The organism is Limnohabitans sp. TEGF002, from assembly GCF_055395845.1.
The window spans coordinates 1977604-2000520 of record NZ_AP029224.1 but is presented as its reverse complement, the minus strand read 5'-3'; the positions used below and the strand labels follow the sequence as shown (position 1 = coordinate 2000520).

Genomic DNA, 22917 nt, shown 5'->3' with positions numbered 1-22917 from the left:
GCCCCATCTCTTTGGTGGGGTTGAAAACCCGGTTAAAGTTATCCATGAAATTTCTGGAGAAAAGATGAGCGCACTGGACATCACAAATTTGGGCATGGTCCCCATGGTCATCGAGCAATCGGGCCGTGGCGAACGCGCTTACGACATTTATTCGCGTTTGCTCAAAGAGCGCGTGATCTTTTTGGTGGGTGAGGTCAATGACCACATGGCCAACCTGATCGTGGCCCAGTTGCTGTTTTTGGAGAGCGAAAACCCCGAAAAGGACATTTCGCTGTACATCAATTCGCCTGGCGGCTCGGTCAGTGCCGGCATGGCGATTTACGACACCATGAACTTCATCAAGCCCGATGTGTCCACGCTGTGCAACGGCATGGCTGCCAGCATGGGCGCGTTTTTGTTGTCCTCGGGTGCCAAGGGCAAGCGTTTTTCGCTGCCCAACTCCAAAGTCATGATCCATCAGCCCTTGGGCGGTGCACGTGGTCAGGCCACCGAAATCGAAATCGCTGCCCGCGAGATCGTCAAAACCCGCGCTCAGTTGAACCGCATCCTGTCCGAGAACACCGGTCAGCCGTTGGAGAAGATTGAGTTTGATACCGAACGAGACTATTACCTGTCGGCCACCGAGTCCAAAGACTACGGTTTGATCGACGAAGTCATTTCCAAACGGGCTTGAGGGTGGCCGGCTTTCCGGCAACCTGGCTGACGGCGTTGACCCCCAAAGGGTGAACGCCGTTTTTCTTTCGTTATCATTGACGAATTACGGATACCAAGGCGACATTTATGGCCGATAAAAAAGGCTCGACCACCGAGAAAAACCTGTTCTGCTCCTTTTGCGGCAAGAGCCAGCACGAGGTCAAAAAGTTGATCGCAGGTCCATCGGTGTTCATTTGCGACGAATGCATTGATTTGTGCAACGACATCGTTCGCGATGAATTGGCCACCACCACGGTGACCGAAGGTGCCAAAGAGGGTTTGCCAACTCCCCTGGACATCAAGACCAACCTGGACAATTACGTGATTGGCCAGGAAAAAGCCAAGCGCAGTTTGGCCGTGGCGGTGTACAACCACTACAAGCGCCTCAAGCACAAAGCAGGGGCTAAGAAAGACGATGTCGAACTGGCCAAAAGCAACATCTTGCTGATTGGACCCACCGGCTCGGGCAAAACCTTGCTGGCCCAGACCATGGCCCGCATGCTGGACGTGCCTTTTGTCATGGCCGACGCCACCACGCTGACCGAAGCTGGTTATGTCGGTGAAGACGTCGAAAACATCGTGGCCAAGTTGTTGCAAACCTGCAATTACGACGTCGAGCGTGCCCAGCGCGGCATTGTCTACATTGACGAGATCGACAAGATCACCCGCAAATCGGACAACCCCTCCATCACCCGTGACGTGTCGGGCGAGGGCGTGCAGCAGGCCCTGCTCAAGTTGGTCGAAGGCACCATGGCCAGCGTGCCCCCTCAAGGCGGCCGCAAGCATCCCAATCAAGACTTCTTACAGATCGACACGACCAACATCTTGTTCATCTGCGGCGGCGCGTTTGCAGGGCTTGAAAAAGTCATTGAAAACCGCACCGAATCTGGCGGCATCGGCTTTGGCGCGACCGTCAAGAGCAAGAAACAGCGTTCGCTCACCGACGTGTTCAACGAAGTCGAGCCCGAGGACCTGATCAAGTTCGGCTTGATCCCCGAGCTGGTGGGCCGTCTGCCGGTGGTCGCCACCTTGGCCGAGTTGAGCGAAGAGGCGCTGGTACAAATTCTGACCGAGCCGAAAAACGCGGTGGTCAAACAGTTCACCAAACTGCTGGCCATGGAAGGTGTCGAGCTTGAAGTGCGCCCCAATGCACTGACGGCCATGGCCCGCAAGGCTTTGGCTCGCAAAACGGGTGCCCGGGGTTTGCGCTCCATCATGGAGCAGGCCCTGATTGACACCATGTTTGAATTGCCCAACCAGGCGAACGTTGAAAAAGTGGTGGTGGACGAGTCCGTCATCGATGACAACAAGCCGCCACTGCTGGTTTACCGCGAGTCGGCCAAGCAGGCCTGAGCCACATTGCTGCACCCCATGAATACCCCTTTGTGTCTGTGGGTTGAAATCTCAGGTGCAGCATCCATGTGCTTTGAATTGACCTGAGGGACATACCATGTCTGGACATACACCTTTGCCATCCACCTTGATTGAACTGCCCATGTTGCCGCTGCGCGACGTGGTGGTGTTCCCTCATATGGTGATTCCGCTGTTTGTGGGTCGCCCCAAAAGCATCAAGGCGCTGGAGTCGGCCATGGCCGCTGAACGCCGCATCATGCTGGTGGCCCAGAAGACGGCGGCCAAAGACGAACCCGGCGTTGAAGACATGTTCGACGTCGGTTGCGTGTCCACCATTTTGCAGATGCTCAAACTGCCCGACGGCACCGTGAAGGTCTTGGTCGAAGGTCAGCAACGGGCTTTGGTCAAATCGATCGTGGACGGCGAGGCCCATTTTGTGGCTTCCGTCACCCCGGTGGACCCGATTTCAGAGCAGTCGGATGACAGCAGTGAAATCGAGGCCTTGCGCCGCGCCGTGATGCAGCAGTTTGACCAGTACGTCAAACTCAACAAGAAAATTCCACCGGAAATCCTGACCTCGATCTCCAGCATTGACGACCCGGGTCGCTTGGCCGACACGATTGCGGCCCACCTGCCTCTCAAGCTTGAAAACAAGCAACAAGTGCTGGACTTGGCCAACATCAAGTCACGTCTGGAAAACCTGTTTGCCCAGTTGGAGCACGAGGTTGACATCCTGAACGTGGACAAGCGCATCCGTGGCCGCGTCAAGCGCCAAATGGAAAAGAACCAGCGCGACTTCTACCTGAACGAACAGGTCAAGGCTATCCAGAAAGAGCTGGGCGATGGCGAAGAGGGCGCTGACATCGAAGAGCTGGAAAAGAAAATCAAGGCGGCCAAGATGTCGGCCGAGGCTCGCAAAAAAGCCGAAGGCGAGTTGAAAAAACTCAAACTCATGTCGCCCATGTCGGCCGAAGCCTCGGTGGTGCGCAATTACTTGGATGTGCTCATTGGCTTGCCTTGGGGCAAAAAGACCAAGCTCAAACACGATCTGGCCAATGCCGAAGATGTGTTGAACCAGGACCACTACGGCTTGGACAAGGTCAAGGACCGCATCTTGGAATACCTCGCGGTGCAGCAGCGTGTGGACAAGGTCAAAGCCCCAATCCTCTGCTTGGTCGGGCCACCCGGCGTGGGCAAGACCTCGCTGGGTCAATCCATCGCCAAGGCCACTGGGCGCAAATACGTGCGCATGGCGCTGGGCGGCATGCGTGACGAGGCCGAAATTCGGGGTCACCGCCGCACCTACATCGGCGCCTTGCCCGGCAAGGTGCTGCAAAACTTGAACAAGGTCGGCACCAAGAATCCGCTGTTCCTGCTTGACGAGATCGACAAGCTGGGAACGGATTTTCGGGGCGACCCTTCCAGCGCTTTGCTGGAGGTGCTGGACCCTGAGCAAAACCACACGTTTGGTGACCATTACGTCGAGGTCGACTTTGACCTGAGCGATGTGATGTTTGTGGCCACCTCCAACTCGATGAACATCCCTTCGGCCCTGTTGGACCGGATGGAGGTGATCCGTTTGTCCGGCTACACCGAAGACGAAAAAACGAGCATCGCCATGAAGTATTTGCTGCCCAAGCAAATGACCAACAACGGCGTGAAAGATGCCGAGCTGCAAGTGACCGAAGAGGCCGTGCGCGATGTGGTGCGTTACTACACCCGCGAAGCCGGTGTGCGATCGCTGGAGCGCGAGCTGGGCAAGATTTGCCGCAAAGTCGTTAAGGCTTTGCTGCTCAAGCAAATGACGCCTCAGGTGGTGGTGAATGCCGACAATCTGAACGACTTTTTGGGTGTGCGCAAGTACACCTATGGCCGCGCCGAGCAAAAGAACCAAGTGGGTCAGGTCGTTGGATTGGCCTGGACCGAGGTGGGCGGCGATTTGCTGACCATTGAAGCAGCCCTGATGCCGGGCAAAGGCGTGATCACCCGCACCGGTTCACTGGGCGATGTGATGAAAGAGTCCGTTGAAGCCGCCCGCACCGTGGTGCGTAGCCGCTCGCGCCTCTTGGGCATCAAGGACGAGATTTTTGAGAAGAAAGACTTGCACATCCACGTGCCTGATGGTGCTACCCCCAAGGATGGTCCGAGTGCGGGCGCTGCCATGACCACGGCCATGGTGTCGGCCATGACGGGTATTCCGGTGCGCGCTGATGTGGCCATGACGGGTGAAATCACCTTGCGCGGCGAAGTCACGGCCATTGGTGGTCTGAAGGAAAAGTTGCTGGCGGCATTGCGTGGTGGCATCAAGACCGTGTTGATCCCCGAAGACAACGTCAAGGACTTGCAGGACATTCCTGAGAATGTCAAAAACGGTTTGGAAATCGTGCCCGTCAAGTGGATCGACCAGGTGCTGGAGGTGGCTTTGGAAGCCAAACCGACGCCACTGAGCGATGAAGAAGTCGCAGCAGCCGCTTTGTCTGCTGTCACAGCCACGGCCAAACCTGAGGCGGTGAAACATTGATGCAAAATTTTCAAGCCAGTCTCAAACTTGGCTTGAAATTGCATTACAATTTGACCATTCCAGCGAACAAGGCATAGAATGTCAAGTTTTCTGAAATACGCGGGAATAGCTCAGTTGGTAGAGCGCAACCTTGCCAAGGTTGAGGTCGCGAGTTCGAGCCTCGTTTCCCGCTCCAAATACTCGAAAGAAGTGCCAACATCTTTCATCAAATAAAGGGAAGCAACTGCTTCTCTTTTTTGTTTTTGTGTCGTTATTTGAAGTTATCTGAGGCTATGGCCACGATGTTCCAGAGAACATCGTTTTTTGATGACCTCAGAGGCAAAAAATGGCTTTTGTAGTTGTATAATTCAAGTCTCAGATGCGGGAATAGCTCAGTTGGTAGAGCGCAACCTTGCCAAGGTTGAGGTCGCGAGTTCGAGCCTCGTTTCCCGCTCCAATCACATGAAAGAAGTGCCAACATCTTTCAGCATCATGGGAAGCACAAGCTTCCCATTTTTGTCACCGTGATTTTGATTCTGGCGCGATAGCAAAGCGGTTATGCAACGGATTGCAAATCCGTCTAGCCCAGTTCGACTCTGGGTCGCGCCTCCAAGTCTTGATGCCTCAGTGGTTAACACCATTGAGGCATTTTTTATGCCTCGTCGACTTTTCAATTGGCTCGGGCCACCCAAACGGTCGCACCTTCCGCACCGTAAAGCTCGGCATGAGGCACGTCCCGCGCGAGTCGAAAGAAATCACCTGCCTTCAGGTGTTTGATCTCATCACCCTGAGTGAGCCAATACTCGCCACGATACACATAAGCGCTGACCGCAAAAGGATGGGTGTGGGTGTCGAGTTTGAGGTTGGCTTCCCACTCGCGAACGATGATTTCGTCAAATCCTTCCTCCAGCGACTGGGCTGTGAACGATGCCAATGTAGGGGAGTTCATGTTGGACCTTGCTGTTGAAAATTTGATCTTATGCGGCCTCGGCCAAGCACGGAGTCGCCAATCCGTCATGGTCGGGCCTTGGCATGTAAGGGGTCACCAAGCTGAGCCAGCGCAGTAAACAATCGCCGGAAAGGTGCTCAGCCAAGCCCAGAAAAAGCGGTTCAAACCAAAAAACCAGAACACCAAGAAATGGAAAAGTGTGGCCACAGCACACATAACCAGCGCCAACCGGATGTCAAGCAGGGCCAGCGGAAAGCAGCCTTCCCAGAGGGTAAAGGACCAAGAGCAAAGCCAAGCGACTTTGGTGTTTCGCAGAACGCTGTCGTGCGGCAACGGGCCATAGACGCCAGTGTCCAGAAAGAGTGTCAAGGCCTGACCTGAGCGCCATTCGGGGCGCAGCAGCTTCACCCAACCGGAGACGAAGTATGAGCTGATCGCATGCAGGCTCACGTACCAAAACCCAGCTCGCCACCCCAGGGACTCACCTGCGAAGGTCCCCACAAGATGCGAAATGAGCAAGCCGGACAAGCCAACCAGGGTCATGAAATCGCTGCCACCATTGAATGCACCACGCCAGCGCAAAAGCAGTAGCAATGCCAGCACAAACAACAGCACAGCACCCGTCAAGCCAACCAAGCCCAGCATCAAGGCGATGGACAGCGCCAGTCGCAAACCCAGCAGGGCAAGGTAGGGCCGTGGCTGGAGTAGTCGGGTCAAGCCGGTCTTGAGCCACGCGGGCTGAGTCGGAATTTCCTGGGCCAGCATGGGCCAAAGGGTCACGCGGTCCAGCGATGGCAGGCGCAGATATTCCATTGTTTGGATCACCAAGCTGAGGCCCAGCAGTACTTCAAAAATGCGAACGGCCAGCGTCAGTTCCATGTGCGCTCCACGGGTGATTGCAGCATGCGTTCACTGCTTGCGCCGCCTGGCAGTTCAACCCTCAATTCAAACTGATAGGCACAAAGCCTTGTAACGGGCGCAGAACTAAGGATGGGATCGTTCCCCCAAAAACCGCCTTCGATGGCTTGTTGGGCCAGTCGGCTGACGAGTTGGTACGTGACGCGATCGCGGATGTCTGCCCCATCGGGCAAATCGTTGATGTCATTGGCCATGTGGTCGACCAAGTTTTGGTGGGTCAAGGCCAAATTGACGGCAGGGTTGTGGAACAGGTGCCACGTTTGTCTGGCTAACCTGGGGTAAATCAGCCGCCAGTCGGTCCAAGCGCCTGATTCTGATTGACCGCGCACATACAAGCGGGGTGCGGGGTTGATGCCGTGGTAAAACTTCCAGTTTGGGAAAAATGCCCGAAAGAAAAAAATCCAAGGTCCTTCAATAACCCCCCAGCGTTTGCGCAAGTTGATCGCCAGCAAGGCGAAATAAGCCATGATCAAGAGCAGGGTGTAGTCCATGCGGGCAGTTTATCGCCAGTCGAAAGCGCACATAACCAGCGTGCAGGGCGCAACTTGAAAAGCTGAGACGGCGAAAACGGCCCATTCTTGTGGCTTAATATCGTTTTGTATTTTTTATCCGGAGCCACAGATGGGCAACAAAATCGTCACCGAAGCAGATCGTAAATTCACCCCCCCATTGCCCGCATTGCCAGGCGTGACCTTGCGCACAGGTGGCCGTGGCCAGCGCGTGAGCTTGGAGCGTGGTGTCGCAACTCGCAGCAAGAAAAACCCCGGCAAGCGCTCCAAAAAGGGCGGTTGAACCCGGTGCGCCCGGCGTTTGCCGGGCCAGTGCAGAGCCACTGAGTTCATCAGTGGCTTTTTTTTCGGTTTTTGCGGAACCTTTTAAGGTTTGGCCGCTCATGCAGGAGAGCTGAATGTTGATTTCTTATGGCGCTGTTTTGGTGGCGGGCCTCATGCCGGTGGTGTGTGCGGGCATTGCCAAATCCGGCTTCAAGGGCTATGACAACAGCGACCCTCGCGCCTGGCTGGCCCGCCAAACCGGGTTCCGTGCGCGTGCCAACGCCGCACAAGCGAACTGTTTTGAGGCGTTCCCGTTTTTTGCCGTGGGGGTCATCTTGGCCTTGCTCACCGGGGTCGATCCGGCCACAGTGGATGCGCTGGCCTTGTTCTTCATCGCAGCTCGGGTGGCCTATGTGTTTTTCTACGTGACCGACAAAGCCAAATGGCGCACCATGGTCTGGTCAGCGGCTTACCTCACAGTGGTAGCCCTGTTTGCGTTGGCCATGCTGAATTTGCAGGTCAACTGAAGCGGAAACAGCGCTTTATCAAGGCACAATAAGCGCTCTGCCCCGGTGGTGAAACTGGTAGACACACCGGACTTAAAATCCGTTGCTTCCTGAAAAGGGGCGTGCCGGTTCGATTCCGGCTCGGGGCACCATCTGAGGGAAACATCATCATGAACCACGACAACGCACCGCTTGAAATTCACGTGCATGGTGATGTGCCGATCAAACCCGGCATCGACATCAAGGCGATCCAGGAGGCGCTCAAGCCCCTTTGGCATTACGCCGGGGCTCGCTCTTTGCAGGAAGGCGCTGTGAGTCTTTACGAAGAAGAGCCGGGCATCCGTTTTGACACCACCACCCAGCGACTGAACTTGTGCTGGACGGTGCGCGGCGATGACGACTTCCGGATGGTCATGGAAGACTTGTGCATGAACCTCAATGACGTGTCCTCTGCCGGCACCCAGATTGAGGTGACTTTTTACGACACTGAATTCGACGACGAGGACGAGGCACGCGGTGGCGAGTCGCGCGACGATTTCGTGATGTTGTTTGTGGGACCCGACCCGGGTGCCATCATGCAAGCCCAGCGAGATTTACTCGTGCACGACGTGGTCAATATGATGGAGCGCCATTTTGACGGTGCTGAGCTGTCGGGCGTTGTGTCCGAGATTGACAAGTTGTTCAGTCAGCGCTTTGACAGCCTGGTCAGCTCTTTGGACATCGGTAAACCGCCTCGTGGCCCTGGCGGTGGTAATGGCCATGGCGGTGGTGGACGTCGCCCACGGCATCTGCACTGATCGGAGCACAGCATGAACGCCCAAGGCATTCGTTCTGCGCTCAACCCGGGTGTGCGTTTGCGCGAGGTCTTTGGCTGGGCCATGTACGACTTCGCCAACTCGGGTTATTCCACCGTGGTCATCACGGCTGTATTTGCCGCCTATTTTGTCGGTGGTGTGGCTGACGGGGCCGACTGGGCCACCTTGGCCTGGACATCGGGCCTGAGCCTGTCTTATTTGATTGTGATGCTCACCATGCCGGGGCTGGGTGCTTGGGCCGATCGGGTGGCGGGCAAAAAACGCATGCTGATGTGGGTCACGGCAGGCTGTGTGATCAGCACGGCGGCTTTGTCGCTGGTGGGGCCGGGGCAGGTGGCGCTGGGCTTGTTCATCTTGGTGCTGTCCAACACCTTTTTTTCTTATGGCGAGTCGCTCACGGCCTCGTTTTTGCCTGAATTGGCCAAGCCCCAAGCCATGGGCCGCGTGAGCGGCTGGGGCTGGTCTTTGGGTTACATCGGCGGCATGCTGACGCTGGGCATTTGTTTGGCTTATGTGCTGGCAGCCCAAGCGCGTGGCGAGACGGGTGGGCAGTTCGTACCGGTGACGATGTGGATCACGGCGGCCGTTTATGGCACCGCGGCTTTGGTGACTTTTGCTTTGCTGCGCGAGCACTCGCCGCCGCAACCGAATGCGCCGGTGGTGTCTGTGGTGCAAAGCTTGCGCGGTTTGCGCCAGACCTTGCGCGAAGCGCTGCCTTACCAAGACTTCACCCGTTTGCTCGCTTGTGCCGTGGCCTACCAGGGCGGGGTGGCGGTGGCCATCACGCTGGCGGCTATTTATGCCGAGCAGGTCATCGGCTTTCAGCCACAAGAGACCATGGTGCTGATCTTTGTGTTGAATCTGGCCGCTTTCGCCGGGGCTTTTTTGCTTGGGCATGTCCAAGACCGCATCGGCCACAAGCTGACGCTGGCGCTGACCCTGGTGGGTTGGGTGGCGACCTGCTTCATGGCGGCGCTGTCCACCGACAAGGGCATGTTCTGGTGGGCGGCGGCGATTGCCGGTTTTTGCATGGGATCGAGCCAGTCTTCCGGGCGGGCCATGGCGGGCTTGATGGTGCCGCCTCAGCGCTTGGGTGAGTTTTTCGGCCTGTGGACGTTTGCAGTCCGACTGGCGAGCATTTTGGGTCCCCTGACCTATGGCTTGATCACCTGGTTGAGCGACGGCAACCAGCGCCTGGCCATCGGCTCGACCTCGTTGTTGTTTGTGCTGGGCTTGGTGTTGTTGCTGCCGGTGAACGTGGAGCGCGGCCGCTTGGCCGCGCAATCACCAACCTGATCATTCGTCTGGCAAGGAGGCAGGAACGGCCCCGCAGACCGCCGGGGGCAAGCCCAGCCAGCGCTGGGCTGCGGCTTGCAGGCCTTGCAAGTCGCCGGTGGTGAACAAGCGCATCGGGTGCACAGCCCCATCTGGTTTCTCGTTGTTCAATATTTCCGCGGCCTCCAGCAAGCGCTTCGTTTGACGCGCCACGGCTTCGCCCGTTGAGACCAGTTGCACATGGGGGCCCAACAAGCGGCGCAAATCCTTTTCGACAAACACATAGTGGGTGCAGCCCAACACGAGGGTGTCGATGTCGCCTGGTGCGGAGCCAAAGCGGCCCATGGCTTGGGTGTAGACCTGCAGCAAGTGCAAGATCTGCGCTTGTGCAGCCACCGCTTGGTCGGGCAGGGTGCTGTGTTCGATGGCCAAGGCCAAGCCGTTGCAGGCTTGCACCTCAAAATGCGCCTCGCCTTGCACGCTGGCCAAGAGGCGGGCGAATTTGTCGCTGGCCACTGTGCCCCGGGTGGCCATCACGCCAATACGGCGGGTACGGCTCAGTGCCAGAGCAGGTTTGAGCGCAGGCTCCAAACCCACCAGTGGCAGCGCAGGGTGCCGTTGCCTCAATTCATGGATGGCCGCAGCGGTGGCGGTGTTACAGGCCACGACGAGGGCCTTGATCTGGTGCTGCGCCAGCAGGTACTCGGCAATCGCGTGGGTGCGCTGGCGAATGAAGGCTTCGCTTTTTTCACCATAGGGCGCGTGGGCGTTGTCGGCCAGGTAAACAAAGCGCTCGTGCGGCAGTTCTTTGTGCAAGGCTTGCAGCACGCTCAGGCCACCAATCCCGCTGTCAAACACGCCGATGGGGCACTGCTCAGAAGTCATGGGGTGAAGGGTCTGAAAAAAGGCCGCTTGCGCGGCCTGTTTGAGCTCAGGTGCATCAGGCGGCTCTGACGCCAATGCCTTTGAACTCGCCGGTGGCGATGCGCTTTTGCCATTCGGCCGGGCCCGTGATGTGGGCGCTCGTGCCGCCCGCATCGACAGCCACCGTCACAGGCATGTCGACCACGTCGAATTCATAAATGGCTTCCATGCCCATGTCGGCAAAGCCCACCACTTGGGCGTGTTTGATGGCTTTGGACACCAGGTAAGCGGCTCCGCCCACGGCCATCAGGTAAGCGCTCTTGTGCTTTTTGATGGCTTCGATGGCGACCGGGCCGCGCTCGGCCTTGCCGATCATGGCGATCAGGCCGGTATTGGCCAGCATCATTTCTGTGAAGCCGTCCATTCGGGTGGCGGTGGTGGGGCCTGCGGGGCCCACGGCCTCGTCGCCCACCGGGTCCACGGGGCCGACGTAGTAAATCACGCGGTTCTTGAAACTCACAGGCAGTGGCTCGCCTTTGGCCAACATGTCTTGAATGCGTTTGTGCGCAGCGTCGCGGCCCGTCAGCATCTTGCCATTGAGCAAGAGCGTTTGGCCGGGTTTCCATGCGGCGACTTGCTCAGGCGTCAAGGTGTTCAGGTCCACACGCTGGCTCTTTTCGGTGTCAGCCGTCCAGCCCACGTTGGGCCACAGGTCGAGCGAGGGGGCTTCGAGGTAAGTCGGTCCGGAACCATCGAGCACAAAGTGCGCATGGCGGGTGGCCGCGCAGTTGGGGATCATGGCGACGGGCTTGCTGGCCGCATGCGTGGGGTACATCTTGATCTTGATGTCCAGAACGGTGGTCAGGCCGCCCAAGCCTTGCGCACCAATGCCCAGAGCGTTGACCTTGTGGTACAGCTCCAGGCGCATTTCTTCAACTTGGTCGAGCTTCTCGCCCTTGCTCGATTTCTCAAGCAACTGGTACATGTCCAGGTCGTCCATCAGGCTTTCTTTGGCCAAGAGCACGGCTTTTTCGGCCGTGCCACCGATGCCGATGCCCAGCATGCCGGGGGGGCACCAGCCTGCGCCCATGGTGGGCACGGTCTTCAAAACCCAATCCACGATGCTGTCGCCGGGGTTGAGCATGATCAGCTTGGACTTGTTTTCGCTGCCGCCGCCTTTGGCCGCCACGGTCACGTGCACATGATGGCCGGGCACGATCTTGGTGAAGATCACGGCAGGCGTGTTGTCCTTGGTGTTCTTGCGGTTGAAGTGTGGGTCAGACACCACCGACGCACGCAGCATGTTGTCGGCATAGTTGTAGCCGCGGCGCACACCTTCGTTCACAGCGTCTTCCAAGCTGCCGGTGAAGCCGTCAAATTTCACGTCCATGCCCACTTCAAGGAACACGTTCACGATGCCGGTGTCCTGACAAATTGGGCGATGGCCGATGGCGCTCATCTTGCTGTTGGTGAGGATCTGCGCAATCGCGTCCTTGGCCGCAGGGCTTTGCTCGCGCTCGTAGGCGCTGGCCAAGTGCGAGATGAAGTCTGCTGGGTGGTAGTAGCTGATGTACTGCAACGCAGCGGCAACGGATTCGATCAGGTCGTCTTGTTTGATCAGGGTGGTCATGGTGTGTGTGATCTCGAAAAAATCAAAAACGGTGGTTATCGGGCGCTCAGTGGGCTTTGTCGTGGTGAGACATCAGGCGGTCGGCATAGGCGATGGCGATGGCGCTGAGCAAGAACGCCATGTGGATGATGGTTTGCCACATCAGCACTTTTTCATCGTAGTTGGCGGCGTTGATGAAAGTTTTGAGCAGGTGAATCGAGCTGATGCCGATGATGGCCGTGCCCAATTTGACCTTGAGTACCGATGCATTCACATGGTCCAGCCACTCGGGCTGGTCGGGGTGGCCTTCCAGATTGAGGCGTGAGACAAAGGTTTCGTAACCTCCCACGATCACCATGATCAGCAAGTTGGAGATCATGACCACATCGATCAAGGCCAACACGACCAACATGATCACGGTCTCATTGAGCGAGGTGATGGGCGCGTCGGTTTTGTAACCGATGCTGGTGATCAGAGCCTGCAGGGCGGTTTGACTGCCAAAAGCCGCTTCCAGCAAATGGACCAACTCGACCCAGAAATGGAAAACATACACGGCTTGTGCGGCAATCAAGCCCAGATAGAGAGGCAATTGCAACCAGCGGCTGGCGAAAATGAAATTGCTCAGCGGGCTCAAGGTGTTTTTTGTCGGTGGTGTGGGTTTGGACATGGTTTTCCAGAGTGGGAAGTCCCGTGACTTCGGGCAAACCCGAATTTTAGGGCTTAGTCAGGTGCTCGCAGGCGAAACTTGTGCAAGACTGGTGTCAGTCAGTGCTTTGTAAGAGCGAAAGCACACATTTGCACCAGTTTTAAACGAAGTCATGTCATTGAGGAGACAAATCTGATGAGTTCCAACCTTTACCAACCCAGCGCCGATTTCGTGAAAAATGCCCATATTTCGGGCATGCCAGCGTACGAAGCCCTGTGCAAAGAAGCCGAAACCGACTATCAAGGTTATTGGGGTCGCCTGGCCAAAGAGCTGATCAGCTGGAAGACTCCCTTTACCAAGGTGCTCGACGAATCCAACGCACCTTTCTTCAAGTGGTTCGAAGACGGCACCCTGAACGCTTCTTACAACTGCCTGGACCGCAACGTCGAAAAAGGCCTGGGCGACAAGACTGCCATCATTTTTGAAGCCGACGGCGGCGAAGTGACCAAAGTCACTTACAGCCAACTGTTGGCCAAAACCTGCCAATACGCCAACGCACTCAAGAGCTTGGGCATCAAAAAGGGTGACCGCGTGGTCATCTACATCTCCATGTCCATCGAAGGTGTGGCCGCCATGCAAGCTTGCGCCCGCATTGGCGCCACCCACTCGGTGGTGTTCGGTGGTTTCTCGGCCCAGTCGCTGCGTGACCGCATCGAAGACACCGGCGCCGTTGCCGTCATCACCGCCGACAACCAAGTGCGCGGTGGCAAGTTGCTGCCCCTCAAATCCATCGTGGACGATGCCATCAACCTGGGTGGTTGCGGCTCCATCAAAAATGTCTTGGTCGTGAAGCGCTCGGGTGCCGACATCGCCATGACCTCTGGCCGTGACCAGTGGATGGCCGACGTGGCCGACAAGCAAGCCACCACCTGCGAGCCCGAGTGGGTCGGTGCCGAGCACCCCCTGTTCTTGCTCTACACATCGGGCTCCACCGGCAAGCCCAAAGGCGTGCAACACAGCACTGGTGGCTATTTGCTGCACGCAGCCTTGACCACCAAGTGGACTTTTGACTTGAAGGCAGACGACGTGTTCTGGTGCACGGCCGACATCGGCTGGGTCACGGGCCACACCTACATCACCTATGGCCCATTGGCCTTGGGCGGTACCGAAATCGTGTTTGAAGGCGTGCCCACTTACCCTGACGCTGGCCGCTTCTGGAAGATGATCCAGGACCACAAAGCCACCATCTTCTACACAGCGCCCACCGCCATCCGCTCGCTCATCAAAGCCGCCGAAGCCAACGACGCGGTGCACCCCAAGAGCTACAACTTGAGCAGCCTGCGCTTGCTGGGCTCGGTCGGCGAGCCGATCAACCCCGCTGCGTGGGAGTGGTACCACCAACACGTCGGTGGCGGCAATTGCCCGATTGTGGACACCTTCTGGCAGACCGAAACCGGTGGCCACATGATCACGCCTTTGCCTGGCGTGACCCCGATGGTGCCCGGTTCGTGCACCTTGCCGTTCCCCGGCATTCAGGCTGCCATCGTGAGCGAGACCGGTGACGACATGCCCAATGGCCAAGGTGGCATTTTGGTGGTCAAGCGCCCATGGCCTTCCATGATCCGCAACATCTGGGGCGACCCCGAGCGCTTCAAGAAAAGCTACTACCCTGAAGACTTCAAGGGCAAGTACTATTTGGCAGGCGACGGCGCGATCCGCGACGAGAAAACCGGTTACTTCACCATCACTGGCCGCATCGACGACGTGCTGAACGTCTCAGGCCACCGCATGGGCACCATGGAAATCGAATCGGCCTTGGTCAGCTGCACTGAGCTGGTGGCCGAAGCCGCCGTGGTGGGCCGCCCTGACGACACCACTGGTGAGGCGATTTGCGCCTTTGTGGTGCTCAAGCGTTCGCTGCCCAACACCGATGAAGGCAAGGCCATCGCCAAGCAACTGCGCGACCACATCGCCAAAGAAATCGGCCCGATCGCCAAACCCAAGGACATCCGTTTTGGCGAGAACTTGCCCAAAACCCGTTCGGGCAAGATCATGCGCCGCTTACTGCGTTCGCTGGCCAAAGGCGAAGAGATCACGCAAGACATCTCCACGCTTGAGAACCCTGCAATCTTGGGTCAGCTGGGTCAGGCCTACTGATCATTGATCCTGCAAAGAAAAACGGCAGCCTAGGCTGCCGTTTTCATTTGGTGACTGCCGCAAGTGCACCAGCACCGCGCGCGACAGATTTGCCAAAGTTCTGTTGCTCTTGCGAGAACCTCAACTGGCTTTGGCCAAACCTAGTTTTTCAATCAACCGCTTTTCCTTGACGTAGCTGGCCAAAATGAACTGAGTGTAGGCCTCGCTGTCCATATAAATAACGGGTTGGTCGTATTTTTCGAAAGCCGCTTTGACACCAGGATCGCTCAATGTCTTCTTGAACCCGTCCTGCAGTTTGCGCACCACTTTGGGGTCCATGCCTCGTGGACCGGCAATACCAAAAGGCGAGTCAGATACGGTGTCGTAGCCCAGTTCATTGAGTGTGGGGACATTGGGCCAGCGCTTTGTGCGTTTGCTGCCATATGTGGCCAGAAGTCGCATGGTGCCAGCCTCGACGTGGGGGGCCCAGCCTGTAGCATCGCTGTGGGCGTCGATGTGACCACCCAGCAAGGCCTGCAGCCCGTCAGAGCTGCCCTTGAAAGGTACATGGGTCAGCTGTATGCCCGCCTTATTCGCGAACTCTTCGACCGCCAAGTGAGGCGTTGTGCCATTGCCTGTGGAGCCATAGTTGAATTTTCCAGGGTTTGCTTTGGCGTAATTGACCAGGTCTTTGATGGTCTTGAAGGGTGAATCTGCCTTGACCACAATGCCGAAGGTGTAACCCGTCAGGCAAGCGATGTAGGTGAAATCCTTGAGCGGATCGAATTGCATTTTTTGCATGTGCGGCAGCCGAGCCACACCGATCGTGACTTGAGACAGGGTGTAGCCATCAGGTGCTGCCTTGACCAGTTCATTGGGGCCGAGCATACCGCTGGCACCGGGCCTGTTTTCAATGACCACTTGCTGACCCAGTACCTTTGTCGCAGCTTCGGCCAGGGCGCGCATCACGATGTCGCTGGAGCCGCCTGCAGGCCAGGGGCATATCAATTTCAAAGGACGTGTTGGAAATGCTTGCGCCTGAGCCACCATGGGCAAGGCGAGCGTTGCCGCTGTGGCCATACCGGTTTGCACAAACTGTCGGCGCGAGGTGGTGTTCGATTTCACAAGTCTCTCCTGGTCGTTGATTCGACGCTCAGTATGGATGCACAAGCGTTTCCCTTCTATCGGGAATTCCCGCAAGAGGTCACTTGGGTGACCTGTGCTTTGATCAGTCGCCCAGCACCACGCCTTCGCGCCGGGGATCGGCACCGCCAAACCACCCTTGGGGTGTGCGCTCGATGGCCTGCAGGCCGCTGGTCATCTCCATTTCGCGCACCTCGTGGCCCCGCGCTTTCAGGGCGTCCACGGTGCTGCGGTCAAATCGCTGGGCTTCCAGCAAAGTGGGGCCACCCAGCGAGCCGAAGTTGGGCAGGTCAATCGCTTGCTGCGCATTCAGGCTCCAATGCAGCGTGCCCGTGAGCAGCTTGGCGGTGTAGTGGATGATGGCGGCGCCACCGGGGCTGCCGCCACTCATGAGCAACTGGCCTGAGGCCTGGTCGAACACCAGCGTGGGCGACATGGACGAGCGCGGGCGTTTGCCGGGCTCAACCCGGTTGGCAATGGGGCGGCCTTGTGCGTCGGCGGGCGTGAGACTGAAATCGGTCAACTCGTTGTTGAGCAAAAAGCCACCGGGGCGAGTCGGGTCGGTGGTGACCATGCGGCGCGAACCGAAGGCGGCTTCGATGGTGGTGGTCATGGCCACGGCGCGGCCTTGTGCATCGACCACGCTGATGTGGCTGGTGCCGTATTCGGTTTGTGTGGGCATGGGGGCGAAGCTGGTGGTTTTCCCGCCGGGCTGACCCGCTGTGGCCGCTTTCATGGCTTGGTTGCCGATCAGCTGGCTGCGTTCGCGCAGGTAGCCGGGTGCCATCAGGCTGCGCCAGTCGCCTGCGGGCGCGCTCACAAATTCAGGGTCAGCCACAAATTGCGCCCGGTCGGCAAAAGCCAGGCGCGAGGCCTCGGTGTAACGGTGCAGCCACTCGGGTGAGGGCAGGCCGCCTGCCAGCTCGGGGCCTTGGGCCGAGGTGTGGCCCAGCATGCCCAAAATCTGGCCGATGGCGATCTGGCCTGATGACGGTGGCGGGAAGCCGCAGATGCGGTAAGCCCGGGATGCAGCGGTGTGGTCAAAACACAGAGCATCGCGCATGCGGGGCTGGTAGTTGGCCAGGTCTTGCAGGCTCAGGGAGCCGGGGCGTGGGGCTTGTGCCGTGCGTGCCACCATGGCCTGGGCCACAGGCCCTTCGTGCAGGGCGCGGCTGCCCTGTGAAGCGATCAGGCGCAGCACATGCGCGTACTCAGGGTTGCGAAGCACATGGCCCACGGGCCAGGCTTGGCCATCGGCTTGGTAGAAAAAGCGCAGGGCCAGCGGGTCTTTTTTGAGCAGCGCATCGGCTTGCAGCAAGGTGTGCAAACGGGGGCTGACCCGAAAGCCTTGCTCGGCCAGCGCGATGGCGGGCTGCAGCAACTGTGCCCAAGGCAGGCGGCCGTGCTGACGGTGTGCTGCTTCGAGCATGCGCACCGCACCCGGCACACCCACCGAATGGCCGCTTTGCACGGCATCGGTAAAAGCCAGTGGTTTGCCTTGGTCCATGAACATGTCGCCGCGTGCGCCGGCGGGGGCGGTTTCACGTCCGTCGTGCGCCGTGACCTTTTGGCCATCAAAGTGCAGCAAAAACGCACCACCGCCAATGCCGCTGGACTGCGGCTCCACCAGACCCAGCACCATCTGCACGGCAATGGCCGCATCAAGGGCCGAGCCCCCTGCACGAAGCACTTGATGTCCCGCATCGGTGGCCAGCGGGTTGGCCGCGGCCACGGCCTGGCGTGTGAAGGCCCAGCCGGCTTTGGCCGTGTTGCCGCTGGCCGCTTCGGGTTGCGTGGCTTGATCGGGCACGCTGTAGCGCCAAGCGCTGGCGGGTGGCTGGGTCGTGCAGGCGCTCAAAAGCGCCATGACCGCCAGGCTCAAAGGCAATGGAATGTTCATAGCTTCTCCTTGACTATTGATTCGGCCCTCAAATAGATTCATGCAGCATACTTGACATGGGGGTCTTGGAAATAGGCTTTTACGCGCTGCGGTTCGGCTACAACGATGCGCATGTGATCCTCGACGGCGGCGCGTAGTTTTGGCTTGGTACGTATGGGCACCTTGCGACCGATGACGTGCTTCAGATCGGCGTTCAATCGTTCCTCGGGGTTCAGTTCCGGGCTGTAGCTGGGCAAATAAAACACCTCAATCTTGTCGCTGCGCTCAGCCAGCCAGGCCTTCACGGGTTTGCTGTGATGCACGCGCAGGTTGTCCAGAATCAGGAATACTTTCTTGCCCGCATCCTTAATAAGCGCCTCTAAAAACTCGATCAGCTTGTCCGAATTGAACGCCTCATCAATGATCATCCAGCGCGCCTTGCCCTGGTTGGTGACGCTGGCAATCATGGAGAGCTTGTGCCGGGTGCCGCCAATGGCCATTGTCACCGGCGTCTTGCCTCGGGGCGCGTAACTTCTGCCGCGCACGTCGGTGTTTACCAGTGCGGTTTCGTCGCCCCAATGAATCTCGCCGCCCTGGGCCTTGGCGCGCTCGGCGATGGCCGGATAGGTCTCGTCAAGCCAAGTCTTTACCGCCGCCGGTGATTGCTCATAGGCGCGCTTAATCGGCTTTTGCGGCGTGAAGCCCCAGCGGGCTAGGTACTTGCCCACCGAGCGCACATGCAACGTGATGCCGCACTCGCGCTCGATCAGCTGCATCACCGCCGAGCGGCTCCACAGCGCAAAATCCATCTTCAGCTGTTCGGGGCGTTGGTCACAGATGATCCGACGGATGGCCTGTGCCTGCTGGTCTGTCAGAGCACGATTCTCGCCGCTGCGTCGCCCGCGTGTGCGCGGCGCCAGCGCGGCAAGACCTCCGGCCTCATAGCGCGAAATCACTCGACCCACCGCCGTGTGGCTCAAGCCAACGTCAGCGGCGATCTGCGCCTTGGTTCGTCCACGCTTGTAAGCACGAATCACCTGCCGACGCCTCTCATGTTGCTCGGCAGAACTTAGTTTTCTCGCATCGTCTTTATCCATGCGCAATGATCGCATGAAACAGGCGAGAAATCAACCTATTTGTGGGCCGTATCTATAGATGATGCCAGCGATCCTTGCCAGAATGTGCACCCTTACGGGTATTCACTCAGGCTTGATCCAAGCGAAGCCCTGGAAAAAAAAACAGGCCCCGCAGGGCCTATCAAAAGTCCAGCTGAGCACATCAGCTCACTTCGGAGCCAGACGAATCGCACCATCCAGGCGAATCACTTCGCCATTGAGCATGTCGTTTTCGATGATGTGTTTGGCCAGTTTGGCGTAGTCCTGGGGCGTGCCCAAGCGGCTGGGGAAGGGCACGCCCGCAGCCAGCGCGTCTTGGACCTCTTGCGGCATGCCAAACAGCATGGGGGTGCCAAAAATGCCGGGGGCAATCGTCATGTTGCGGATGCCATTGCGCGAAAGGTCGCGGGCAATGGGCAAGGTCATGCCGACCACGCCGCCTTTTGATGCGGCATAGGCCGCCTGTCCAATTTGGCCGTCGTAAGCGGCCACGCTGGCGGTGCTGATCAAAACACCGCGCTCGCCGGTGGCTTCGGGTTCGTTTTTACACATGGCCTCAGACGCCAAGCGGATCATGTTGAAGGTGCCCACCAGGTTGACCATGATGGTCTTGGTGTAAACGGCCAGGTTGTGTGCGCCGTTCTTTCCCACGGTTTTTTCTGCGGGGGCAATGCCCGCGCAGTTGACCAAACCGACCAACTTGCCCATGGACACGGCCTGGGCCACCACGGCCTGGCCGTCGGCTTCGTTGCTCACATCGCACTTGACGAATGCACCGCCCAATTCTTTGGCGATGGCCTCGCCTTTTTCAGCCTGCATGTCGGCAATCACCACTTTGCCGCCGTTGGCCGCCAGCATGCGCGCCGTCCCTTCTCCCAGGCCCGATGCGCCGCCGGTGACGATGAAAACTTTGCCTTGAATGTCCATGTGTTGCTCCTGAAAGTGGTTGACGTTACGTCAACGTCAATTATGCCCTTTGGCCATGGCGAGTCTGAGGCCTGTACGACCTCAAAAGGGGCACAGCGATCAGGTCAAGTGTTTGCCGGACCCGAGCGCTTACCTCAAACACGGTAGGTTTGTACCGGTTTGGTTGGATGTGCAAGCGGTTCCAGTTTTTTTAGCATGAACAAGGCCACGGGTGCATGGCCCGGTTGGCATCTTTACAGGAGAACCGCATGGCTTCAGAGCTCGCTTGGGACAAGAACGAAACTGTGTTGGTACACGCCGACAGCAACTGGCGGCGCGCTTGCGAGTTACTGGCCACAGCCGATATCCGCGTCGGGGGCAGCAGGCCTTGGGACATGCGGGTACACCACCCCGACACCTTTGACCGCATCCTGACGCGCGGCAGTCTGGGTCTGGGCGAGAGTTATGTGGACGGCTGGTGGGATTGCGACCAGGTGGACGAGTTCATCACCCGTATCTTGCGGGCGCGGCTGGACGAGCAGGTGGGCAGAGCAGGTTGGTTGTGGGCGTCACTCAAGGCCCGCTTGACCAACTTGCAGTCGCAGCACCGCGCCTGGCAAGTGGGGGAGATGCATTACGACTTGGGCAACGATTTGTACGAAGCCATGCTGGACCCCTCCATGGCTTACAGCTGCGGCTATTGGCCAGATGCCCAATCGCTGGAACAGGCCCAAGAGGCCAAGCTGGAGCTGATTTGCCAAAAGCTGCAACTCCAGCCGGGCATGACGCTGCTGGACATTGGTTGCGGCTGGGGCAGCTTGATGCTGCACGCGGCCCGCCGCCATGGCGTGCACTGCGTGGGCTTGACCATTTCGAAAGAGCAGGCCCGGTTGGGTGCACAAAAGGCGCAGGGCTTGCCGGTGCGCTTTGAGCTGGCCGATTACCGCCAGTTCAACCTCGATGGGCTCCAGCGCTTTGATCGCATCGCCTCGGTGGGCATGTTTGAACATGTGGGCCATAAAAATTACCGCGCTTACTTTGAGATGGCCCGGCGCAGCTTGCGCGATGAGGGTTTGTTTTTGCTGCACACCATTGGCAAAAACCGCGCCGGCGCGAGCATTGACCCGTGGATTGAGAAATACATTTTCCCCAACGGCGTGCTGCCCTCGGCGTCTGAAATCGCTTACTACAGTGAAGAAGATTTCGTCATGGAAGACTGGCACAACTTTGGCGAAGACTATGACAAAACTCTGATGGCTTGGCAGGAGCGCTTTGAAGTGACGTGGCCCGGCTTGCAAGTGCGCTATGGCGAGCGTTTTTACCGCATGTGGCGCTACTACCTGCTGTGCTGCGCCGGCACTTTCAGGGCCCGAGACAACCAGTTGTGGCAGGTGATGCTGTCGCCCGGTGGGAGGGCAGGGGGTTACCGAAGACCACTGATGTGAGCGTTCCTTCCTGGTGGTTCACGGAGCTCACAAACGTGCTCCAATTCGCGGGTTCCCATATTTGGCCCTGTGCCCAGCATCCCATGTCCAGCCCATCCTTTGCTTTTGCCTCTGATGCCTCGTCTTCAGTCTGGCCCACGTCGGCCCGGTGGTTTTTGGCGCTGGGCGCCATCAGCGCCTGCACCAGCGTGGTGTTCAGCGCCGCCTTCGCCCATCTGCCGGTGTTTGCCGCAGGCGTGCCCTCGGCGGTGCAAACCGCTTTGAGCCAACAGCAATTTCATTCGCTGGGGTTGTTGTTCACGGGGCTGGGGTTGCGGGTCTGCGGGGCATCACGCTGGCTGCAGGCAGCGGGCTGGCTCATGCTGGTGGGCTTGGTCTTGTTCAGCTTCAACCTTTATTCACGGCATGTGTTGGGGTGGGATGCCCTGCGCGCACTGGTGCCCTGGGGCGGTGCGGCTTGGATATTGGCTTGGCTGGTTTTGGCGACGGGATTGGCACAGGTTGATAGAGGAGTAAATCGACAGGCATGAGCTGAAAGCTTTTTCCTATGAGGTTGATAGAAACTATTCATGGGTAGAAACCCTAGGCTGCATTATGATTGCGACCAATGAGTTTTCTCATTTGATAGTTTTTTTAAAACCAACCCAAGGAAATGACCATGTCCTCTTTGATCAATACCCAAGTCCAGCCTTTCAAAACCCAAGCTTTCCACAACGGCAAGTTTGTGCAAGTGTCCAACGAAACCCTCAAGGGCGAGTGGTCCGTGCTGATTTTCATGCCCGCAGCCTTCACCTTCAACTGCCCCACCGAAATCGAAGACGCGGCTGACAACTACGCCGAATTCCAGAAAGCCGGTGCCGAGGTCTACATTGTGACCACCGACACCCACTTCTCGCACAAAGTCTGGCACGAGACATCGCCTGCCGTGGGCAAGGCCAAGTTTCCTTTGGTTGGCGACCCAACACACGCCCTGACACGCGCATTTGGCGTGCACATTGAAGAAGAAGGCCTGGCACTGCGTGGCACCTTCATCATCAACCCCGAAGGCATGATCAAGACCGCCGAAGTGCACTCCAACGAGATCGCCCGCGACGTGTCCGAGACCCTGCGCAAGCTCAAAGCCGCTCAGTACACCGCCGCCAACCCCGGCCAAGTGTGCCCAGCCAAGTGGAAAGAAGGCGCCAAGACTTTGGCTCCTTCCATCGACCTGGTCGGCAAGATCTAAATCTCGGGTGCCCTGCTGGTCAGGGCGCTGAGTTCAACGCATGCGGGCCACAAGCCTGCGTGCCTTGCGCTCAACGTATTTCCCCCTAAATTCACCCCAATTCCCCCTGTTCCCTGGCCTGCGCCACAAGTGCGGGTTCAAGTTCACTGCCCCCTTAAAACCGGAGA

The 22917-nt window shown here is 58.2% G+C and carries 21 protein-coding genes and 4 tRNA genes; 15 read left to right on the top strand and 10 right to left on the bottom strand.

Features of this window, described 5'->3' with window-relative positions:
• The first annotated feature begins 64 nt into the window (after positions 1–64).
• From clpP to ACZ5SR_RS09865, 6 genes are all read left to right on the top strand, one after another.
• Positions 65–673 carry an ATP-dependent Clp endopeptidase proteolytic subunit ClpP gene (gene clpP, locus ACZ5SR_RS09890; RefSeq protein ID WP_062404051.1) on the top strand — a complete coding sequence of 203 codons (609 nt, stop codon included), beginning with the start codon at positions 65–67 and terminating at the stop codon, positions 671–673.
• A 107-nt stretch (positions 674–780) separates the two neighbouring features.
• Positions 781–2046, top strand: coding sequence for an ATP-dependent Clp protease ATP-binding subunit ClpX (clpX, locus tag ACZ5SR_RS09885; protein ID WP_464448558.1), 1266 nt, complete (start codon positions 781–783; stop codon positions 2044–2046).
• A gap of 97 nt (positions 2047–2143) precedes the next feature.
• Positions 2144–4567 carry an endopeptidase La gene (gene lon, locus ACZ5SR_RS09880; RefSeq protein ID WP_464448557.1) on the top strand — a complete coding sequence of 808 codons (2424 nt, stop codon included), beginning with the start codon at positions 2144–2146 and terminating at the stop codon, positions 4565–4567.
• 99 nt (positions 4568–4666) lie between these two features.
• Positions 4667–4742, top strand: a tRNA-Gly gene (locus ACZ5SR_RS09875).
• 185 nt (positions 4743–4927) lie between these two features.
• Positions 4928–5003 (top strand) — tRNA-Gly (locus tag ACZ5SR_RS09870).
• An 81-nt stretch (positions 5004–5084) separates the two neighbouring features.
• Positions 5085–5158, top strand: a tRNA-Cys gene (locus ACZ5SR_RS09865).
• 58 nt (positions 5159–5216) lie between these two features.
• On the opposite strand, the gene ACZ5SR_RS09860 is transcribed toward ACZ5SR_RS09865, so the two are convergent.
• From ACZ5SR_RS09860 to ACZ5SR_RS09850, 3 genes are all read right to left on the bottom strand, one after another.
• A complete protein-coding gene (locus ACZ5SR_RS09860) occupies positions 5217–5495 on the bottom strand; it encodes a cupin domain-containing protein (protein ID WP_464448556.1) in 279 nt (92 codons plus the stop codon).
• A gap of 93 nt (positions 5496–5588) precedes the next feature.
• A complete protein-coding gene (locus ACZ5SR_RS09855) occupies positions 5589–6374 on the bottom strand; it encodes a hypothetical protein (RefSeq protein WP_464448555.1) in 786 nt (261 codons plus the stop codon).
• A complete protein-coding gene (locus ACZ5SR_RS09850; protein WP_464448554.1) occupies positions 6365–6904 on the bottom strand; it encodes a hypothetical protein in 540 nt (179 codons plus the stop codon). Before ACZ5SR_RS09850 ends, ACZ5SR_RS09855 begins: the two co-directional genes overlap by 10 nt.
• A gap of 130 nt (positions 6905–7034) precedes the next feature.
• Here ACZ5SR_RS09850 and ACZ5SR_RS09845 point away from each other — a divergent pair, with 130 nt between their 5' ends.
• The 5 genes from ACZ5SR_RS09845 (at position 7035) to ACZ5SR_RS09825 (ending at position 9803) form a co-directional block, all read left to right on the top strand.
• Positions 7035–7205, top strand: coding sequence for a hypothetical protein (locus tag ACZ5SR_RS09845; RefSeq protein WP_194944765.1), 171 nt, complete (start codon positions 7035–7037; stop codon positions 7203–7205).
• A 115-nt stretch (positions 7206–7320) separates the two neighbouring features.
• Positions 7321–7713: an MAPEG family protein gene (locus ACZ5SR_RS09840; protein WP_464448553.1), complete on the top strand. Its 393-nt coding sequence runs from the start codon at positions 7321–7323 to the stop codon at positions 7711–7713.
• A 39-nt stretch (positions 7714–7752) separates the two neighbouring features.
• A tRNA-Leu gene (locus ACZ5SR_RS09835) sits at positions 7753–7844 on the top strand.
• 18 nt (positions 7845–7862) lie between these two features.
• Positions 7863–8489, top strand: coding sequence for a DUF6806 family protein (locus ACZ5SR_RS09830; protein ID WP_464448552.1), 627 nt, complete (start codon positions 7863–7865; stop codon positions 8487–8489).
• 12 nt (positions 8490–8501) lie between these two features.
• A complete protein-coding gene (locus ACZ5SR_RS09825; protein WP_464448551.1) occupies positions 8502–9803 on the top strand; it encodes an MFS transporter in 1302 nt (433 codons plus the stop codon).
• Here ACZ5SR_RS09825 and murI read toward each other — a convergent pair whose 3' ends face one another.
• Genes murI through ACZ5SR_RS09810 form a run of 3 tightly spaced genes read right to left on the bottom strand, consistent with a single transcriptional unit; the run spans position 9804 to position 12922 of the window.
• Positions 9804–10667, bottom strand: a complete 864-nt coding sequence (gene murI, locus ACZ5SR_RS09820) for a glutamate racemase (RefSeq protein ID WP_464448550.1) — start codon at positions 10665–10667, stop codon at positions 9804–9806.
• 55 nt (positions 10668–10722) lie between these two features.
• On the bottom strand, positions 10723–12276 hold the full coding sequence (locus ACZ5SR_RS09815) for a fumarate hydratase (protein ID WP_464448549.1): 1554 nt from the start codon (positions 12274–12276) through the stop codon (positions 10723–10725).
• Positions 12277–12322: 46 nt separating this feature from the next.
• On the bottom strand, positions 12323–12922 hold the full coding sequence (locus tag ACZ5SR_RS09810) for a TIGR00645 family protein (RefSeq protein WP_464448548.1): 600 nt from the start codon (positions 12920–12922) through the stop codon (positions 12323–12325).
• Between the two features lie 174 nt (positions 12923–13096).
• Between ACZ5SR_RS09810 and acs the strand changes: the two genes are divergently transcribed.
• Positions 13097–15058 carry an acetate--CoA ligase gene (acs, locus tag ACZ5SR_RS09805; RefSeq protein ID WP_464448547.1) on the top strand — a complete coding sequence of 654 codons (1962 nt, stop codon included), beginning with the start codon at positions 13097–13099 and terminating at the stop codon, positions 15056–15058.
• Positions 15059–15178: 120 nt separating this feature from the next.
• Here the strand turns inward: acs and ACZ5SR_RS09800 are convergent, their stop codons facing one another.
• The 4 genes from ACZ5SR_RS09800 to ACZ5SR_RS09785 all read right to left on the bottom strand — a co-directional run bounded on the left by ACZ5SR_RS09800 (position 15179) and on the right by ACZ5SR_RS09785 (position 20101).
• On the bottom strand, positions 15179–16162 hold the full coding sequence (locus tag ACZ5SR_RS09800) for a Bug family tripartite tricarboxylate transporter substrate binding protein (protein ID WP_464448546.1): 984 nt from the start codon (positions 16160–16162) through the stop codon (positions 15179–15181).
• A 103-nt stretch (positions 16163–16265) separates the two neighbouring features.
• Entirely contained in the window at positions 16266–18080 is a 1815-nt protein-coding gene (locus tag ACZ5SR_RS09795; protein WP_464448545.1) for a gamma-glutamyltransferase family protein, read from the bottom strand.
• A gap of 38 nt (positions 18081–18118) precedes the next feature.
• A complete protein-coding gene (locus ACZ5SR_RS09790; RefSeq protein ID WP_464451001.1) occupies positions 18119–19156 on the bottom strand; it encodes an IS630 family transposase in 1038 nt (345 codons plus the stop codon).
• A gap of 186 nt (positions 19157–19342) precedes the next feature.
• A complete protein-coding gene (locus ACZ5SR_RS09785) occupies positions 19343–20101 on the bottom strand; it encodes a 3-hydroxyacyl-CoA dehydrogenase (protein WP_464448544.1) in 759 nt (252 codons plus the stop codon).
• A gap of 248 nt (positions 20102–20349) precedes the next feature.
• Between ACZ5SR_RS09785 and cfa the strand changes: the two genes are divergently transcribed.
• The 3 genes from cfa to ahpC all read left to right on the top strand — a co-directional run bounded on the left by cfa (position 20350) and on the right by ahpC (position 22750).
• Entirely contained in the window at positions 20350–21525 is a 1176-nt protein-coding gene (gene cfa / locus ACZ5SR_RS09780) for a cyclopropane fatty acyl phospholipid synthase (protein WP_464448543.1), read from the top strand.
• 83 nt (positions 21526–21608) lie between these two features.
• Positions 21609–22055: a DUF423 domain-containing protein gene (locus ACZ5SR_RS09775; RefSeq protein WP_464448542.1), complete on the top strand. Its 447-nt coding sequence runs from the start codon at positions 21609–21611 to the stop codon at positions 22053–22055.
• A gap of 128 nt (positions 22056–22183) precedes the next feature.
• The gene (ahpC, locus tag ACZ5SR_RS09770) at positions 22184–22750 is read left to right on the top strand and encodes an alkyl hydroperoxide reductase subunit C (RefSeq protein WP_291918362.1); all 567 of its coding nucleotides are present in this window, start codon (positions 22184–22186) and stop codon (positions 22748–22750) included.
• Positions 22751–22917: the final 167 nt, after the last annotated feature.

What these genes read in the sequence shown, in the direction of transcription:
- ACZ5SR_RS09795 (WP_464448545.1), bottom strand. Translation starts at nt 18,080, where the DNA reads ATGAACATTCCATTGCCTTTGAGCCTGGCGGTCATGGCGCTTTTGAGC.
- cfa (WP_464448543.1), top strand. Translation starts at nt 20,350, where the DNA reads ATGGCTTCAGAGCTCGCTTGGGACAAGAACGAAACTGTGTTGGTACAC.
- ACZ5SR_RS09845 (WP_194944765.1), top strand. Translation starts at nt 7,035, where the DNA reads ATGGGCAACAAAATCGTCACCGAAGCAGATCGTAAATTCACCCCCCCA.
- acs (WP_464448547.1), top strand. Translation starts at nt 13,097, where the DNA reads ATGAGTTCCAACCTTTACCAACCCAGCGCCGATTTCGTGAAAAATGCC.
- ACZ5SR_RS09855 (WP_464448555.1), bottom strand. Translation starts at nt 6,374, where the DNA reads ATGGAACTGACGCTGGCCGTTCGCATTTTTGAAGTACTGCTGGGCCTC.
- ACZ5SR_RS09775 (WP_464448542.1), top strand. Translation starts at nt 21,609, where the DNA reads ATGTCCAGCCCATCCTTTGCTTTTGCCTCTGATGCCTCGTCTTCAGTC.
- ACZ5SR_RS09850 (WP_464448554.1), bottom strand. Translation starts at nt 6,904, where the DNA reads ATGGACTACACCCTGCTCTTGATCATGGCTTATTTCGCCTTGCTGGCG.
- ACZ5SR_RS09830 (WP_464448552.1), top strand. Translation starts at nt 7,863, where the DNA reads ATGAACCACGACAACGCACCGCTTGAAATTCACGTGCATGGTGATGTG.
- ACZ5SR_RS09815 (WP_464448549.1), bottom strand. Translation starts at nt 12,276, where the DNA reads ATGACCACCCTGATCAAACAAGACGACCTGATCGAATCCGTTGCCGCT.
- ACZ5SR_RS09840 (WP_464448553.1), top strand. Translation starts at nt 7,321, where the DNA reads ATGTTGATTTCTTATGGCGCTGTTTTGGTGGCGGGCCTCATGCCGGTG.
- ACZ5SR_RS09825 (WP_464448551.1), top strand. Translation starts at nt 8,502, where the DNA reads ATGAACGCCCAAGGCATTCGTTCTGCGCTCAACCCGGGTGTGCGTTTG.
- ACZ5SR_RS09810 (WP_464448548.1), bottom strand. Translation starts at nt 12,922, where the DNA reads ATGTCCAAACCCACACCACCGACAAAAAACACCTTGAGCCCGCTGAGC.
- lon (WP_464448557.1), top strand. Translation starts at nt 2,144, where the DNA reads ATGTCTGGACATACACCTTTGCCATCCACCTTGATTGAACTGCCCATG.
- ACZ5SR_RS09790 (WP_464451001.1), bottom strand. Translation starts at nt 19,156, where the DNA reads ATGGATAAAGACGATGCGAGAAAACTAAGTTCTGCCGAGCAACATGAG.
- ahpC (WP_291918362.1), top strand. Translation starts at nt 22,184, where the DNA reads ATGTCCTCTTTGATCAATACCCAAGTCCAGCCTTTCAAAACCCAAGCT.
- murI (WP_464448550.1), bottom strand. Translation starts at nt 10,667, where the DNA reads ATGACTTCTGAGCAGTGCCCCATCGGCGTGTTTGACAGCGGGATTGGT.
- ACZ5SR_RS09860 (WP_464448556.1), bottom strand. Translation starts at nt 5,495, where the DNA reads ATGAACTCCCCTACATTGGCATCGTTCACAGCCCAGTCGCTGGAGGAA.
- clpP (WP_062404051.1), top strand. Translation starts at nt 65, where the DNA reads ATGAGCGCACTGGACATCACAAATTTGGGCATGGTCCCCATGGTCATC.
- clpX (WP_464448558.1), top strand. Translation starts at nt 781, where the DNA reads ATGGCCGATAAAAAAGGCTCGACCACCGAGAAAAACCTGTTCTGCTCC.
- ACZ5SR_RS09785 (WP_464448544.1), bottom strand. Translation starts at nt 20,101, where the DNA reads ATGGACATTCAAGGCAAAGTTTTCATCGTCACCGGCGGCGCATCGGGC.